The organism is bacterium, assembly GCA_030018315.1.
Taxonomy (GTDB): Bacteria; Hydrothermota; UBA3073; order JACQXS01; family JAGMCI01; genus JASEGA01.
Genome location: JASEGA010000031.1, coordinates 1 through 17,141, shown reverse-complemented (window position 1 = coordinate 17,141; position 17,141 = coordinate 1). Strand labels below are relative to the sequence as shown.

At 36.9% G+C, this 17,141-nt stretch carries 16 protein-coding genes; 7 read left to right on the top strand and 9 right to left on the bottom strand.

Features of this window, described 5'->3' with window-relative positions:
• The first annotated feature begins 101 nt into the window (after positions 1 to 101).
• Genes pilB through QMD71_08765 form a run of 7 tightly spaced genes read left to right on the top strand, consistent with a single transcriptional unit; the run spans position 102 to position 9,485 of the window.
• A complete protein-coding gene (gene pilB / locus QMD71_08795; protein MDI6840925.1) occupies positions 102 to 1,796 on the top strand; it encodes a type IV-A pilus assembly ATPase PilB in 1,695 nt (564 codons plus the stop codon).
• Positions 1,793 to 2,857 carry a type IV pilus twitching motility protein PilT gene (locus QMD71_08790; protein MDI6840924.1) on the top strand — a complete coding sequence of 355 codons (1,065 nt, stop codon included), beginning with the start codon at positions 1,793 to 1,795 and terminating at the stop codon, positions 2,855 to 2,857. Before pilB ends, QMD71_08790 begins: the two co-directional genes overlap by 4 nt.
• Positions 2,857 to 3,933 carry a type II secretion system F family protein gene (locus QMD71_08785; protein MDI6840923.1) on the top strand — a complete coding sequence of 359 codons (1,077 nt, stop codon included), beginning with the start codon at positions 2,857 to 2,859 and terminating at the stop codon, positions 3,931 to 3,933. The genes QMD71_08790 and QMD71_08785 overlap by 1 nt, the downstream gene beginning before the upstream one ends.
• Entirely contained in the window at positions 3,930 to 5,555 is a 1,626-nt protein-coding gene (locus QMD71_08780; GenBank protein ID MDI6840922.1) for an ATP-binding protein, read from the top strand. Before QMD71_08785 ends, QMD71_08780 begins: the two co-directional genes overlap by 4 nt.
• 11 nt (positions 5,556 to 5,566) lie before the next feature.
• Positions 5,567 to 6,982 (top strand): sigma 54-interacting transcriptional regulator, encoded by a 1,416-nt coding sequence (locus QMD71_08775; GenBank protein MDI6840921.1) that lies wholly within the window; start codon positions 5,567 to 5,569, stop codon positions 6,980 to 6,982.
• Between the two features lies 1 nt (position 6,983).
• Positions 6,984 to 8,048, top strand: coding sequence for a M42 family metallopeptidase (locus QMD71_08770; GenBank protein ID MDI6840920.1), 1,065 nt, complete (start codon positions 6,984 to 6,986; stop codon positions 8,046 to 8,048).
• A gap of 30 nt (positions 8,049 to 8,078) precedes the next feature.
• Complete coding sequence (locus tag QMD71_08765; protein MDI6840919.1) at positions 8,079 to 9,485, top strand: aldehyde dehydrogenase family protein; 1,407 nt, start codon at positions 8,079 to 8,081, stop codon at positions 9,483 to 9,485.
• A gap of 9 nt (positions 9,486 to 9,494) precedes the next feature.
• On the opposite strand, the gene cdd is transcribed toward QMD71_08765, so the two are convergent.
• From cdd to larB, 9 genes are all read right to left on the bottom strand, one after another.
• Entirely contained in the window at positions 9,495 to 9,878 is a 384-nt protein-coding gene (gene cdd, locus QMD71_08760; GenBank protein MDI6840918.1) for a cytidine deaminase, read from the bottom strand.
• Positions 9,875 to 10,147: a (2Fe-2S)-binding protein gene (locus tag QMD71_08755; GenBank protein ID MDI6840917.1), complete on the bottom strand. Its 273-nt coding sequence runs from the start codon at positions 10,145 to 10,147 to the stop codon at positions 9,875 to 9,877. Before QMD71_08755 ends, cdd begins: the two co-directional genes overlap by 4 nt.
• The gene (locus QMD71_08750) at positions 10,144 to 10,590 is read right to left on the bottom strand and encodes a helix-hairpin-helix domain-containing protein (GenBank protein ID MDI6840916.1); all 447 of its coding nucleotides are present in this window, start codon (positions 10,588 to 10,590) and stop codon (positions 10,144 to 10,146) included. The genes QMD71_08755 and QMD71_08750 overlap by 4 nt, the downstream gene beginning before the upstream one ends.
• Before the next feature lie 70 nt (positions 10,591 to 10,660).
• Positions 10,661 to 12,094, bottom strand: coding sequence for an Asp-tRNA(Asn)/Glu-tRNA(Gln) amidotransferase subunit GatA (gene gatA, locus QMD71_08745; GenBank protein MDI6840915.1), 1,434 nt, complete (start codon positions 12,092 to 12,094; stop codon positions 10,661 to 10,663).
• 3 nt (positions 12,095 to 12,097) lie between these two features.
• Entirely contained in the window at positions 12,098 to 12,379 is a 282-nt protein-coding gene (gatC, locus tag QMD71_08740) for an Asp-tRNA(Asn)/Glu-tRNA(Gln) amidotransferase subunit GatC (GenBank protein MDI6840914.1), read from the bottom strand.
• Positions 12,369 to 14,294, bottom strand: a complete 1,926-nt coding sequence (locus tag QMD71_08735; GenBank protein MDI6840913.1) for a UvrD-helicase domain-containing protein — start codon at positions 14,292 to 14,294, stop codon at positions 12,369 to 12,371. Before QMD71_08735 ends, gatC begins: the two co-directional genes overlap by 11 nt.
• Entirely contained in the window at positions 14,291 to 15,112 is an 822-nt protein-coding gene (larE, locus tag QMD71_08730) for an ATP-dependent sacrificial sulfur transferase LarE (protein MDI6840912.1), read from the bottom strand. The genes QMD71_08735 and larE overlap by 4 nt, the downstream gene beginning before the upstream one ends.
• On the bottom strand, positions 15,088 to 16,287 hold the full coding sequence (larC, locus tag QMD71_08725; GenBank protein ID MDI6840911.1) for a nickel pincer cofactor biosynthesis protein LarC: 1,200 nt from the start codon (positions 16,285 to 16,287) through the stop codon (positions 15,088 to 15,090). The genes larE and larC overlap by 25 nt, the downstream gene beginning before the upstream one ends.
• Entirely contained in the window at positions 16,284 to 17,036 is a 753-nt protein-coding gene (larB, locus tag QMD71_08720; protein ID MDI6840910.1) for a nickel pincer cofactor biosynthesis protein LarB, read from the bottom strand. Before larB ends, larC begins: the two co-directional genes overlap by 4 nt.
• Between the last annotated feature and the right edge of the window lie 105 nt (positions 17,037 to 17,141).

Below are 17,141 nucleotides of genomic sequence, written 5' to 3'. Positions count from 1 at the left end.
ATCGGTGTCAATCAAGGTGTTGCAAGTTTTGTAAAGCGAATTATTCAACAAAGCACTTTTTACTTGACAAATGATAATTAGGAATTAAAATATATTTAAGTATGGATAGTAAAAAGATTATCGAATGGCTTATAACTGCGGGTCTCATTAAAGAAGAAGTAGCAGATAAAATAAATAGGTATAGCCAGACGGCAGGTGAAAGCATTGAGGAAGCTATTGTAAAGCAAGGTATTTTATCTGAAGAAGACCTTACTAAATTCTTAGGTAAGCACATAAATATCCCATATGTAGACATATCAAATCTTGAAATTGCTGATAGAGTTATTAAACTAATCACTTACGAGTTTGCTCGTAAGGCAATGTGCATCCCTATAAAAAAGGTGGGTAAGAATTTACAGGTTGCGATGGCTGACCCCACTGACATTGCATTAATAGACGATATTAAATTTATCACCGGGTGTGAAGTTGAGCCTAACATAGCAAGTAGAACTCAAATACAGGCTGCAATAAATCGGTATTATAAGGGTGAGGATATAACAGAAATAATGAAGGATATGAAAGAAGAAGAATTAGAAGTAATTGAGGAGCATGAAGAAGAGGAGGCTGATGTAGCCAGTCTGCAGGCAGCAGTAGAGGCAGCTCCTGTAGTTAGGTATGTTGACTCACTAATTGGCGGGGCTATAAGAAAAAGGGCAAGTGATATACATATTGAGCCTTACGAAAGAATGGTAAGAGTGAGAACAAGAGTAGATGGAGTCCTTTTTGAGGAACCTGTTCCTCCATTTGGATTGAAAGATGCCATTATTTCGAGAGTCAAGGTTATGGCAAACCTTGACCTTGCTGAGCGTAGAATTCCTCAAGATGGCAGGATAAAGAGGAAGTTTGAGGAGCGTGAAGTTGATTTTAGAGTCTCTACAATGCCAACTATTTATGGTGAAAAAGTAGTCCTTAGGGTTCTTGATAAGAGTGCTCTTTGTGTTGACCTTGAAAAGTTAGGATTTGAGCCAAAAGAGTTAGACCAATTCCTACGTGCAATACAGTGTCCTTATGGACTTATACTAGTAACTGGGCCTACTGGATCAGGTAAGACCACAACACTTTATTCTGCACTTTCAAGAATTAATACACCAGACACCAATATATTGACTGTTGAGGACCCTGTAGAGTATAACTTTGTTGGTATAAACCAAGTTCAAGTTAGAGAAAGGATAGGACTTACTTTCTCATCTGCTTTACGTTCTTTCTTAAGACAAGACCCTGACATCATAATGGTGGGAGAAATTCGAGATAAAGAAACTGCATCAATCGCTATAAGGGCTGCACTTACAGGACACCTTGTATTATCTACTTTGCATACAAATGATGCGCCATCCGCTATATCAAGACTTATAGATATGGAGGTCGAACCATTTTTGGTTAGTTCGTCATTAACTCTTGTTGTGGCACAGCGTCTTATTCGTAGAATATGTCAACGATGTAAAGAGCCAACTACAGTCCCTGTAGAGGCTCTTAAGGAAGTAGGATTAAGTCCTGATGAAATGAAGAATATAACTCCATATCATGGAAAAGGGTGCTCTGAATGCAATGTTGGATACAGAGGGAGGGAGGGAGTATTTGAAGTTATGTCTGTTACTCCTAAAATTAAGGAGCTTGCACTTGCAAGAAGACCGGTAAGCGAGATAACAAAAGTCGCAATTGAAGAGGGGATGCTTACTTTAAGGGAAGCTGCTCTGTTAAAATTTAAAAGGGGGATAACTACACTTGAAGAAGTGATAAGGGTCACCGCTACTATATGATATCCATACATGATTTACTTAAAGAAACTGTTGAAAGAGATGCCACTGACCTTCACTTAACACCTGGATTGCCACCTGAGTTTAGGATTAACCAGTGCTTAGTCTCTTCAGGATATGAAGTTCTTAGCCCAGAAACCTGTAAGGAGCTCACTTATTCACTTTTAACTACAGAACAGAAGAAAAAATTAGAAAAAGACTATGAAGTTGATTTTGCATTTTCTCTGGAGAAAATATCAAGATTTAGAGGGAATACTTTTTTTGAGCGTGGTAGTGTAACATGTGCACTTAGACGCATACCAATTGAAATTCCTACACTCAGGGAACTTGGTCTACCGTCAAGTATTGATTCAATGTTGCAGAAAATGAGGGGGTTAATCCTTGTGACCGGTCCTACTGGGTCTGGAAAGTCGACTACTCTTGCTGCAATGGTTGATAAAATAAATACTGAACGTGCCTGCCATATCATTACAATAGAAGACCCAATTGAATATGTGCATAATCATAAAAGGGCAATAGTACAGCAAAGAGAAGTAGGCCAAGATACACACTCGTTTGCACGTGCCCTTAAGTATGTGCTGAGACAAGACCCAGATGTTATACTTGTGGGAGAAATGAGAGACCTCGAGACTATTGGGTCTGCACTCACTGCTGCTGAGACTGGGCATCTAGTCCTATCTACACTTCATACTGATTCAGCTACAGAATCAGTTAATAGGATAATAGATGTATTCCCACCGCATCAGCAGCGGCAGGTAAGAACACAACTTTCACTTACACTTGAAGGAGTAATTGTACAGCGATTATTACCAAGAGCATCAGGAAGGGGGTTAGTACTTGCATTAGAAATTATGGTAGTTACTCCTGCAATAAGGGCGCTTATAAGAGATAATCGGGTGCATGAACTCTATGGAGTAATCCAGACATCGCAAAAATATGGAATGCAAACAATGAATATGTCGCTTATCTCACTTGTGAGGAAGGGTGTCTTATCATGGTCAAATGCTTTACTTGCATCCCCTGAACCAGAAGAACTTAAACGAATGAAAGAAAAGGGAGAATAATGGCTGAGAAAGGCAAGGGCATTAGGTTAACACTTCGGAGAGGTGCATCTTCAAAAGACCTCATGCTTTTTACACGCCAGTTTGCAGTTATGGTGAAAGCAGGTGTCCCCATAGTTAGATCGCTTGAGATTCTTAGCGAACAAATGCAAAATAAAGCATTCCGTGATATTATTCTCAGAATTACAAGAGATGTTGAAACTGGAAGCAATTTAACAGATGCACTTGCAAGGCATAAGCAAGTTTTTGATTCACTTTATGTCTCAATGGTAAAAGCGGGAGAGGCTGGTGGGGTACTGGATCAGACACTTACAAGAGTGGCAGAGTACCTTGAAAAAGCACAGGCACTTAAAGGTAAGATAAGGAGTGCGCTTGCTTATCCAGTTGTTATATTTACGGTTGCAATAGGGGCAGCGTTTTTTATGGTCACTTTTATAATCCCTACTTACGCTCAATTATTTGCTGGATTTGGAGCAGAATTACCTTTTCTTACTCGAATTGTATTAGGACTCTCTTATTTCATCAGACATTATATATTTTTGCTAATCATAGGGTTTGGTGCAATAATTTTTGCCCTCCTTAGATATGCACGGTCTGAAGCTGGTAGGCTTAAATTTGATGCACTTAAACTCGGCTTACCATTATTTGGACCACTTGTGAGTAAAACTGCTATATCAAGGTTTTCAAGAACCTTATCCACACTTACAACTTCAGGTGTACCTGTGCTTGCAGGACTTGAAATTACAGCTAATACTTCAGGTAATAAGGTTATAGAAAATGCTGTCCTTAAAGCAAGAGAGAGTATATCAGGTGGCAAAAGTATCTTTGAACCACTTAAGGAAAGTAGAGTGTTCCCACCGCTTGTTACCGACCTTGTTAGGGTAGGGGAAGAAAGTGGAAGCCTCGGTGAAATGTTAGAAAAAGTAGCTGATTTCTATGATGAAGAAGTAGATTCTGCAGTTACAGGACTTACATCACTAATAGAACCCATTACCATAGTATTCCTTGGTGGAGTGATTGGAACACTGCTTATATCTATGTACCTCCCTATGTTCCAGATTGCATCTGTGGTGCGGTGAAAAGCGAAATAATAAATCCCACACCTTTCGAGAAAGGTGCATGGATAAACCCGTTTAAATGGATATCTATATTCAGGATTACAGCTGTTACAGTTATAGTTGGAATTGGAATATTTTTCTTACATAAACAACATATATCTATTGCTCCATTATGTACACTTATTGGAATTACATACTTGTTGACTACTGGGTATTGGATTTGTTTTAAAAAAGAGAAGTTTATACGATTTGTTTTGTGGAGTAATGTAGTATTGGATGTTCTTATAATCACTGGAGTTGTCCATTATACTGGTGGGATTGAGAGCGAGCTTACTTTTCTGTATTTCTTTCCAATAGTAGCAGCTAGTATATTCTTCTTTTTGAAAGGAGGAATGTGGATTGCTACATTTTGTATACCAATTTATGGAGGTATTTTGATGCTTGAATTCTATAAAATTATCAACCCCATATTTCCATTATTTACAAAGCCGGACCCCAATGCTCTATATCTTAAACTATATTTGCAGGCTACATTCTTTTATTTAGTTGCTGCTACTTCGGGATACATCGCTGAAAGATTTAAACGAAGAGGTGAAGTACTTGAGCAAATCAGACTCGATACTAATACCATACTTCAAGGTATGAACTCAGGCCTTATTGTAGTTGACACTCATTACAATGTACTTTATAAAAATGAAATTGCAGAAAAAATATTAGACTGCCAAGTAAAAGATGGACTGCACGAAATTGTAGAAAAGATGCCGGAATTTGGACAGTGGATTACTCGACTATTAAATGAGAAGTTACAAGAAAGGTTTCAAAAGATTACAATAGGAGCAAAGATTATTGGGATTAATATATCATGGCTACAAGATAAAAGGGGAGTAATACTCGTATTACAAGACCTTACTGAGGTTGAAATAACAGAGAGATTGGCGGCTATTGGAAAATTTTCAAGTGACTTGGCACACGAAATACGTAACCCAATAGCTGCTATACAGGGCTCATGTGAGCTTATTAAGGAAGGTATAAATGATGAGGAAAAAACAAGGCTATTTGATGTGGTATTAAAGGAGGCACAACACCTTAATAATATAGTAACAAATTTCCTGTCATTTGCAAAACCTACGCCACTTAATCCTAAATCAGTAGAAGTTGGTGAATTGATTAACGATGCAGTTAAACTTGCAAAAGGTTGTAAAGGTCATTCTGAGCGAAGCGAAGAATCTAATGGAGTAACTGTGAAGATTACACAAAAATTGCCTTTGTGGCTTAAGTTAGATAAAGAACAGATGAAAATTGCATTTCTGAATCTTATAATAAATGCATTACAGGCAATGGATGGAGAGGGAAAGCTACAAATTGAAGTGACTCACCCAGGAAATAAGTATTCGCTTTTAAAAGAGGAAAGGATTGCTACAAAAAGTGAGGCTGTCATCACCTTTAAAGATACAGGACCAGGAATACAGGACTCTAACTTACCCCACATATTTACACCATTTTATACTACAAAAAAGGGGGGAACAGGACTTGGACTATCAATAGTATCAAAAATTATTGAAGCACACAGAGGTAAAATAGAAGTTAGAAGTGAGGTGGGAGAAGGGACTGTGTTTGCAATCCACCTGCCATACATAATTTAGTATTTATCTCTATGCCACGAGTTCTTGTTGTGGATGACGAAAAGGGAGTTTGCGATTTCCTATCCATACTGTTTAATAAAGAAGGACACGAAGTGAAAACAACACAGGACCCAAACGAGGCATTAAAAATTGTGGATGAGTGGAGACCCGAAATTGCATTGATTGACCTGAGAATGCCTGAAATAGATGGACTTTCATTACTATCTCGGATAAAAGAACGTGACCCTACAGCTATTCTGATCCTGATTACAGCATATGCATCTATGGAGTCAGCTATTGAAGCTATGAGAAGAGGGGCTTTTGATTATATCACTAAGCCATTTAAAATTGAAGAAATAAAACTCGTCATTAAACGGGTAATTGAGACACAAAAACTGAGAGAAGAAAACATAAGACTACGAAAAGAGCTTGAACATGCAAGAGTTAAAGAGGAGTTGGTAGGGACGAGTAGGGTATTTCAAAATATTATTAATATGGTAAATAAGGTGGCGGGAACTGACTCAACTATACTTATCCAAGGAGAGTCGGGCACAGGAAAAGAACTTATAGCACGTGAAATTCATAGACTGTCATTGAGGAGGGAAGGACCTTTTGTTGCAGTAAATTGTGGAGCACTACCAGAAACACTGTTGGAGAGCGAATTGTTTGGCTATGTGAAGGGCTCGTTTACTGGCGCATTTAAGGATAAAGATGGGTTGTTCAAAGCAGCTAACAAAGGGACACTATTTTTGGACGAGATTTCAGCTGCATCACCCAAAATTCAAGTTGGACTCCTTAGAGTGCTGGAGCAAAAAGAAGTTACACCTGTTGGCTCTACATCTACTATACCAGTGGATGTGAGACTAATTACAGCTACAAATCAAGACCTTGACCAAAAAGTGAAAAATGGAGAATTTAGAGATGACCTTTATTACAGGGTAAATGTTATATCAATACGAATGCCACCACTCAGAGAGAGAAGAGAAGATATACCACTACTTATTCAATATTTCTTTAAAAAATATTGTTCAAAATATGGAATCCAAAGAAAAAGATTTTCAGCCGAAGCTATGCAGCTGCTTCTTAAATATGACTGGCCTGGAAATGTGAGAGAACTCGAAAATGTGATAGAAAGAGAGATAGTTTTGGAAGAAAGTCCTGTAATTAGTGTAGATAGCCTGCCGGATAAGATAAGGGAAATTGGACAAGCAGTCCAGTTTATACCAAAATCTATGCAAAGAATACATGAGCGAGAGAAACAAATATTTGAATACCTTAAGACACACGAAACTATAACAAGCAAAATTTGTAGCCTTGAGTTTAAAATATCACAAAGAACGGCGAGGAATCACTTGCGAGGACTTGTTAATAAAAAACTGATCTGCCGTAAAGGAAGTGGAAAGAAAAATACTTACTATGTGGTAAACACTGTTAATAAAGGGGGGTAAAATGGAGAGAGAGAGTTTGGATTTTTTAAGAGAGTTTATGGACTCAATAAGCCCATCTGGATTTGAAGATGAGGCTAGAGAGATATGGAAGACAAGGACGAGTAAGTTTGTTGATGATGTATTTACTGATGTTCATGGAAATGCTATAGGAGTGATAAATAAGGAAGGTAAGCCAAAAGTTATGCTCGCCGGTCATATGGATGAGATTGGATATATGGTAAAGTATGTTAATAAAGATGGGTTTATATACTTCTCACCAATTGGAGGAATTGACTTACATTTGGTACCAGGGGAGAGAGTTTGGATTAAAACTAAAAAGGGTAAGATTCTTGGTATAATAGGGAGAAAGCCAATTCATCATTTAGAAGAGGAAGAAAGAAAAAAGGTGGCTAAACTTGAGGACCTTTTTATAGATATAGGAATGAAAGATAAAAAGGAAACTGAGAAAATTGTTAAAATTGGTGATCCAGCAGTGCCAGCAGTTGGATTTGAGGTCTTAAATAAAGATAAAGTTGTTGATAGAGGATTTGATGATAAGGGGGGTGCATTTGTGGTGTCTGAAGTCCTTAGAATTATTTCAAAGAAAAAGCTTAAAGCAAACGTGTTTGGAGTAGCTACAGTACAAGAAGAGATTGGACTGAGGGGTGCTACAACATCAGCATTCCGGATAGCACCTGATGTCGGTATTGCTATAGATGTGACATTTGCGACAGATTATCCAGCAATAGAGACAGGGAGCTCAAAATATGGTGATATAAGAATTGGAAAAGGACCTGTTATATCAAGGGGTCCAAATATAAATCCGAAAGTGTTTGACTTACTTATTAAGGTAGCAGAGAAAGATAAAATACCATACCAGCTTGAAGCAGCACCCGGTAGGACAGGGACTGATGCAAATGTGATACAACTTACACGGAGTGGTGTAGCTACTGGACTTGTTTCAATACCAAATAGATATATGCATACACCAGTTGAACTTGTATCATTAGATGACATTGAAAATGTAGCTAAACTCATAGCTGGCTTCATATTACAGTTGGACGGGAAAATTGACTTTACACCTTAATTAGACCGGAATTCAGTTTACATCAATGAGATGAAACAACTTTTAGGTGGTAAATGGGTAGATAAGTCTCAGAAAATAGAGGTTAAAAATCCATTTAATAACGAACTAATAGATACTGTCCCAGTTGCTACTCTTGATGATGTTGAAAAAGCAGTTGAGTATGCTGAAACAGGATTAAAAGAAATTGGTAAACTATCAAGTTATGAAAGAGCAGAGATTCTATTTAAAATTGCATTAATTATTAAAGAGGATAAGGAAAAATTTGCAAAAACTATCGCAAGCGAGTGCGGTAAGACAATCAATGAGGCAAGGTGGGAGGTGGATAGGGCAGTCCAAACTTTTACACTATCTGCTGAAGAAGCGAAGCGAATTTATGGCGAAACAATTCCTTACGATTCTGTCCCCTACGGGAAAAGTAAACTTGGTTTTTATATAAGGGTGCCGGTTGGTATAGTGGCTGCAATAACACCATTTAATTTTCCTCTTAACCTTGTAGCGCATAAAGTAGGACCTTCAATAGCAGCTGCAAATGCTACAATATTAAAGCCATCGTCATTGACACCGCTCACTGCACTTATACTTGGAGAAGTTATGCTTGAAGCTGGGCTTCCCTGTGAGGCTATTAGTGTTATTACAGGGACCGGTGAACAAATTGGTGATTTAATTGTTAAACACCCTAAAATAAGAATGATAACATTTACAGGAAGTTTAGAAATCGGTGAGCGGATAGCCAAGCTTGCGGGGCTTAAGAAATTAACCTTAGAGCTTGGTTCTAACTCTGCTTGCTGTGTATGTGCAGATGGTGATATTGAATTGGCTGTTAATAAAATAGTAAAAGGGGCATTTGCAGTCGCTGGCCAGGTCTGTATATCAGTACAACGAGTGTTTGTTGAAGGTAAAATATGGGATGAATTCATTGAATTACTTATCCCTAAAGTGAAAGCATTAAAGCTCGGTAATCAACTTGATGAGTCAACAGATGTTGGACCAATGATAACTGAAACGGCAGCTAAAAATGTAATGGAATGGATATTGGAGGCTAAATCAATGGGTGCAAAGGTGTTATGTGGTAGTAAAAGGTATGGCACTTTATTTGAACCAACTGTCCTTATAGATGTTTATCCTGGTGCTAAAATTTACAAAGAAGAGGCATTTGCACCTGTTGTTTTAATAAATAAATTTGAGAATTTTGAGGAAGCTGTGGAACTTGTTAACAAGACAAAGTATGGACTGCAAGCTGGAATATTTACAAGAGATTTAGATAAAGCAATTGAGGCAGCTAAAAGATTTGAGGTTGGTGGAGTAATAATCAACGATGTACCCACTTTCAGAGCAGACCCTATGCCTTATGGCGGGGTGAAGGCATCCGGTATTGGAAGAGAGGGCCCTAAGTTTACAATAGAAGAGATGACAGAGATTAGAGCAGTATGCTTTTAAAAAATTGCATTATTTAAATGGGTGTGGAAACAACGTACTTAGCTTGTAATCTCTGATTTCCTTTTTCTCATTCACAAGTATAACTTCAATATCTTTTGCAAATTCATGTAATACTTGTCTGCATGCACCACAGGGTGGAAAGAAATCATCTGCCACTATTGCAATAGCGACAAACTCATATTCACCCTCTGACATAGCTTTAAACAAAGTTACACGCTCAGCACATAAACTGAGACCAAGACTTGCATTCTCAACATTACAACCTGTAAATATTTTACCACCCTTTGTAAGTATTGCTGCACCCACTTTAGTCTTGGAATATGGAGCATATGCATTTTCTCTCACTTCTAATGCCTTTTTAACAAGCTGATTGATATAATTTGCTGATTTCACTTTATTTGTAGTTCCTGTACATTCGCTAACACCTTAAGTGGAACGGGCTTTATTGGGGACCTCGGTCTTGAGTAACTAATTTCACTTACTTTTTTACCTGTCTCTTTTGAAATCAATTGTGCAATTAATCTCTGACAAGTCCTGCCCTGACAATGACCCATACCGGCCCTTGAGAATCTCTTTATTTCATCGATTGTTGTAAAGCCTTCGCGAATGAGCTCCAAAATCTCTTCTTCAGATATATCCTCGCAACGACAGATGATTTTCATTTTACTGTTAATTTATCTTTCAGTTCCTCAAATTTTTTCTTACCAATTCCTTTCACATTTATTAACTCTTCAACCTTTTTAAAGCCACCATGTTTTTCTCTATATTCTATAATTCTTTGTGCATATAACTCGCCTATTCCGGGAAGCTCTATAAGTTCTTCTTTTGATGCGGTATTAATATTTAGAAGAGGACGGTCGCTATCTTCTTGTGAATACACTTTGGCTCTTGGTGACTCCATACTCTTTGTAGATTTTATAGCCACTTCAGTCTCATTGATTAGTTTATGGAGTTCAGCTTTATCTTCTTTGGATATAGATATTTTATATTCTGGTGCAAAGTATGGATTTTTTAGCTTATATACATAAATAGCACTTCCAAATACAAGAATAGCTACAAGAAATAAAATAACACCTCTCTCCTGTGGAGTAAACCACCTTTCCATACTCTAAATATAATATTAAGTGCTAAATATGTCAAGAATTAAGGAGATAAAATTCATTAAATTGCAGTATTCATTTATTTGCAAGTTCATATGCATAAGCTACATTTAGGATAGTTTGCTCATCAAACCGCTTCCCAATTAGCTGCAGCCCAATTGGGAGCCCAGAGAGCCTACCACACGGAATAGAGATTGCTGGCAACCCTGCAAGGTTTACAGAGACTGTTAGTATATCTGATAGACACATTTGAAGTGGGTCACGGATGCGTTCGCCGAGCTTAAAAGGCGGTGTTGGAGATGTAGGAGTAAGCAATATATCCACTTTCTTAAATATATTATCAAAATCTTGTGCTATAAGCCACCTTACTTTTCTTGCCTTTAGATAATATTCGTCATAATATCCAGATTGTAGTCCAAAAGTGCCAAGCATTATCCTACGCTTTACTTCGTCACCAAACCCTTCGCTTCTTGTACCTTTATATAAGTCTTTTAATTTTGCATTTTGCATTTTGCATTTTGCATTCCTATACCCATATCTAACCCCATCATATCTTGCAAGGTTAGCTGATGCCTCAGCTGTTGCAATTAAGTAGTACGTCGGAATAGCATACTGAGTATATGGTAACGAAACATTATATAAATGAGCACCTAATCCCTCTAAAATATTGGCACTAGCTAACACCATTTGTTTAACCCCTGAGTCTATTCCTTCATTAAAATATTCATCTGGAAGTCCAAATTTTATGCTCTTTACATCTGGGTTAAGGTGATTAAAATAATATGGTAGCTCTGTATACGAGGAAGTAGAATCTTTTTCATCATAGCCTGCAATAGCATCAAGTAAAATTGCTGAATCTTCTACACAGTGTGTAATTGGGCCTATTTGGTCTAAAGAGGAGGCAAAAGCTACAAGTCCATACCTTGATACAAGCCCATAAGTTGGCTTCAACCCTACAACACCACAAAATGATGCAGGCTGTCGAATTGAGCCACCAGTATCAGAGCCGAGTGCACAAATTGATTCACAAGCAGCAACACTTGCTGCAGAGCCACCAGATGAACCACCTGGAACATACTTTGGATTGTTAGGATTAAGTGTGGGTCCAAAGGCAGAGTTCTCAGTTGAAGACCCCATTGCAAACTCGTCAAGATTTGTCTTACCTATAAATATAGCGCCTAATTTATCTAATTTCTCTACAACTGTAGCGTTATAAGGAGGGATAAAGTCTTTGAGTATATGAGAACCACAGGTTGTTGGGTATCCTTTAATGCATATATTGTCCTTAATTGCAATTGGAATACCTGTTAAATACTCATTGAATTCACCTTTTTTATCAAGCTCATTTGCTCTTTTTTTAGATGAGGTCTCAAATAGGGTAATATATGAATTTAATGTACTCTTATGTATCCTATCAAATATGGATTCTACGAGCTCAAGACAGGAGATTTCCCTATTTTTTAGCCTCTGATGAATAAATGAGATACTTTGATTTAATAAATCTTTCACTTTCTATTTTTTGATAACTTTTGGTACTACAAAATAATCACGCTCTTTTTTAGGAGCATTTGATAAGACAACTTCTTTTGGGAGGGTCTTTTCTGGCTTATCCTCTCTCAGACGGAGTGGGGTTAATTTCGGCTCCTCAAGTTTACTTGGTCTTAGCTTCCTTAATTTATTTATGTAACCTATAATTTTACTAAGCTCTCCTTTAAATTTCATAAGCTCTTTATTATTAAGTTCAAGTTCAGATAACTCCGCTATATGAGCGACCGTTTTCAAATCAATAGCCATAGCTTCTATATCCTCTTACTGTTTGTAATCTTTCTTTCACAGGCAATAGAACCCAACTTGTTTCTATCAACTCAATTGGTATTTCCTTTATAAACCTTGATGGAAAAGATAGACCAAATCTCCTATTTTGAGCATAGGATAAGTGGACTTTCTCTTTTGCTCTGGTAAGCCCAACATAAAATAGCCTACGCTCCTCTTCAAGTTCTACTTCATCATAAAAAGATGACGAATGTGGAAATAAGCATTCCTCAAGCCCTGTAATGAATACAATTGGAAATTCAAGCCCCTTTGCATTATGAACCGTCATTAAAGTTACCATAGGTTGAGTATGGTCCCACTCATCTATGTCTGTAAATAAGCTCACAGTTTCAAGAAAATCGGTGAGTGTCTCATATTTTGAAGATCCAGATATTAGTTCGTCTATGTTTTCAAGCTTTGATTCAACCTCAAATGTACCCTCCTGTTTAAGCATATCTAAGTAACCTGTATCATATAGAATATCTTTAATGAGATTTGCTGGTTTATTAGATTTTCGTTTATATTTCTCAATTAGATTATAGAATTTATGGAGTACAACCTTTTTTGAAGATGCTATCCCTTCAATACTGTCTACCTCTCTTAATGCGGAATACACAGGCATTACCTTATGCTCAGCAAATTGAGTCAAAACTTCAAAAGTCTTAGGTCCTATTCCTCTGGGAGGTACATTAATTATTCTTTCAAACGATACCAAGTCATTTGGATTTACAATTAGCCTTAGGTAAGCTAATACATCCTTTATCTCTTTACGCTCATAAAACCTTATACTACCAACGATCGTATATGGAATATTGGAACGCCGAAATGCCTCTTCAATAGCCCTTGATTGAGCATTTGTGCGATATAGGACTACAAAATCACTAAGCGGTCTGTTGTATCTTTTGATTGTATTGACAATTTCATATGCTTCCTCATTTGCATCATGTGCTACAAAAAGTGAAATCTTCTCCCCAGTTGTATTCATAGTCCATAACTCTTTTCCAAGCCTCAAAGTATTATTCTTAACTACCTGTGACGCAGCTCTTAAAATTGTTTGAGTTGAACGATAACTTTTTTCAAGTCTAATTATAGAGACATCAGGAAAATCACGATTAAAATGCAGTATGTTTCCAATATCGGCACCCCTAAATCCATAAATTGACTGGTCCTCATCCCCTACTACAGTGAGGTTGCCATGCTTTGCCGATAGTAACTTAAGTAATTCATATTGGACTCTATTAGTATCCTGATACTCATCTACAAGTATATACTTAAATGAAAATCTTTCTATAGCCTCTTTACTTTTTTTGATAACCTTGTATACGTTTATAAGTAAATCGTCAAAATCCATAGCATTGTTTGACTTCAGAGCAGTCTGATAAAGCCTATATACTTCTTTTATACTTGGAGATTGAAAATCAACGGTAGGATAGTCTTCAGGTAAGATGAAGTTATTTTTAGCCTTGCTTATCTTTTCTGCAATACATTGAGGTGACAGCTTGAGTTTCATTCTATTCTCCTTAAGAATATGTTTTATTAACCTCTTAGAATCATCAGCATCATATATTATAAAGTTGCGTGAATAACCAAGTAAGTCTCCATACTTTCTAAGCACTCTCGCACAAAATGAATGAAAAGTGCTAATCAATACTCTCTTTGCAATTGCACCTATAAGTTTCTCAACTCTTGTACGCATCTCTTCAGCTGCCTTATTAGTAAATGTAACAGCTAATATTTCCTGTGGCTTTACTTTAAGTTCGCCAATAAGCCACGCTACCTTATAAGTAAGTACCCGAGTCTTGCCACTACCAGCACCTGCAAGAATAAGCAAATAGCCATCAGTTTTGGTGACAGCTTTTACCTGCTCTGGGTTTAGATAATTTGAAAGTCCCATCATAATGCTTCATTCATACTACCCGTCCTATAGCCTTCTAAATCCAACGTCACATAAGTGTACCCGAGGCTCTTTAACTTCTTTATAACTTGTTCACGGAATTGTGATTTAGCGAATAAAATAATATCACCAGGACTTCCAACTTCAATACGAGCTAAGTTGCAGTGGTGTCTTACACGAATTTGTTTGATACCTAACCCAATTAAATAGTCCTCTGCACTGGCTACAATTTGTAGATTCTCTCGAGTAATTTTTTCACCGTAAGGAAATCTTGAAGCAAGACATGCAAATGATGGTTTGGCCCAAGTTGGAAGGTTCATTTCTTTGGAAAGCATACGTATTTCTGCCTTTGTTAATCCCGCTTCTTTCAATGGACTCATAATTTTTAGTTCTTTTAGTACACGCAGACCGGGTCTGAAGTCATTTATATCGTCAAAATTTGTACCATCTGCAACCCATAATATTTTTTCTCTTGTAGATATCTCCTTTAATTTTGTGAAAAGCTCCTTCTTACAATAGTAACATCTCTCAATAGTATTATTCACAAACTCGGGTAGATTTAATTCATCTGTCTCAATTGCAATATGTCTCACTCCCAGTAATTTAGCAACTTTTCTTGCTTCTTTAAATTCACGTAGAGGATATGTCATTGATTTAGCAGTCACTGCTATCAGATTATCATTTAACACATCTTTTGCAACCTTGACAAGAAAAGTACTGTCTACTCCACCAGAATAGGCTACTACAAGCTTACCCATATTCTTGATTGAGTTCTTTAATTTTAAAAGTTTAGTCTCTATTTCTTGATATCTCGGGTCCATAGTTTATTTTGAGTTACTCTTAAAGCTTCATTATAAACATCGTTGATTGAGATTTTTTCAGTTTTAGCAATCCTTTTGCAATCTTCATACTCTGGTAGGATTTTAACTACTTTATTACCAAAGATACCGATTTTGACTTTAATATTACCAAACTTAGTAACTACCTTTTTGATCTTTCTTACTAATTTTTCTCTTTTTACCATTTCAGTAACTCTCACTCCCATAGTAGTTGTGTGCTTAAAAATAATGGCAGTGAGTTCATTAACTTTATCAATAGGCGAAATCACAGATAGTATTATACTAGGTCTATTCTTCTTCATATAGATTGGAGTGATATATACATCTTTTGCCCCATTATTGAACAGCTCTTCTATCACATAATCGTAAAACTGCGGATTCATATCATCTATGTTGGTCTCAATAAGACTAACCATATCTTCCTGTAATTTCTCTATTTTATTGCCTATAAAAACTCTCAACATATTAGGTATTCTAAGTTCCTTACCTCCTATCCCATACCCAACTTTCTCCACTCTCATCAGTGGCATTTCACCAAACTTTTCTGCTAAACTGGTAATAATAGCAGCTCCGGTTGGAGTGACAAGTTCACTATTTATACCAGTAGAGTAAATAGGTATACCCTTGATAAGCTCTGCAGTCGCTGGTGCTGGTACTGGAAGTATACCATGACTGCATTTAACAAAACCTGTACCAAGATTCAGTGGAGAAGAGTAGACCTTTTCAATGCCAAGGTACTTTATACCAATCAATGCTCCAATAACATCTATTATTGAGTCCACTGCCCCTACCTCATGAAAATGGATGTCCTCTACTTGCTTATTATGGATTTTTGCTTCTACAATTGCAATTCTACTGAATATTTCTTTACTTTTACTCTTAATATCGTTGCCTAATCCACTCCTATTAATAAGAGAAATTATGTCTTCTAACTTGCGATGAACTTTCTCAGCCTTGTAACTGGACGATACAATTATTTTTACCTGTGTCCCCAAAATTCCATTTCTTGGCGCCCTTTTTGACTCAATCCTATACCCTGGAATAAGTAATTTTTTGAGTTCTTTCTTTAATTCTATAAGAGAAAAACCTGCATCAACCAAAGAGCCTAATATCATATCTCCACTTATACCAGAAAAGCAATCAAAATATGCAATCATTTTAGGTTCATCTGGTTAATTACACTAGCCAAATAACCTGCTCCAAATCCATTGTCAATATTAACGACTGCAATCCCTGGTGAACATGAGTTTAGCATTGTAAACAAAGCTCCAAGTCCATGTAAACTTGTCCCATAGCCAACACTGGTTGGCACTGCTATAACTGGCTTGGAGACAAGACCCGCAACAATACTCGGTAGTGTGCCCTCCATACCAGCTACAACAATGAGAACATTGGCAGAGAAAAGTTTTTCCTTGTTGTTAAAAAGTCTGTGAATCCCGGCTACACCTACATCGTATAACTTATCAACCTTATTACCCATCATTTTTGCTGTAATAAATGACTCTTCTGCTACCGGAATATCAGCTGTCCCTGCAGTCGCAACTAATATCATTTTATTAGTTTTAGGTTTTGGTTCATCTCCTATTACAATTGCTCTTGCTTCTTTGTAATATTTGACTTTTTTATGTATTGACTCTTTTTTCAAAGCCTGATACACTTTCTCTTTCACACGGAGAGCAAGAATAACAGGATGGAATTTTGACATCTCCTTTACTATCTTTATAACTTGCCCCATAGTCTTACCCTCACAGAATATAGCCTCTGGGAAACCCCTTCTTAAACTCCTGTGCGTATCAATCTTTGCAAACCCGATGTCTTGATACGGAAATGACTTTAGTTTATCTATCGCTTCTTGTATCCCTATTTTGCCGTCTCTCAGTTTGTATAATATCTCTTCAATTTTCATTAAGCAATAATATACACCGTAAAATAATTATGTCAATTTTTTCTTTTTTCTTGCTTTGTTGAATAATTAAGTTTACACTTCCTATTTCTGCTAAATCCCACAGAA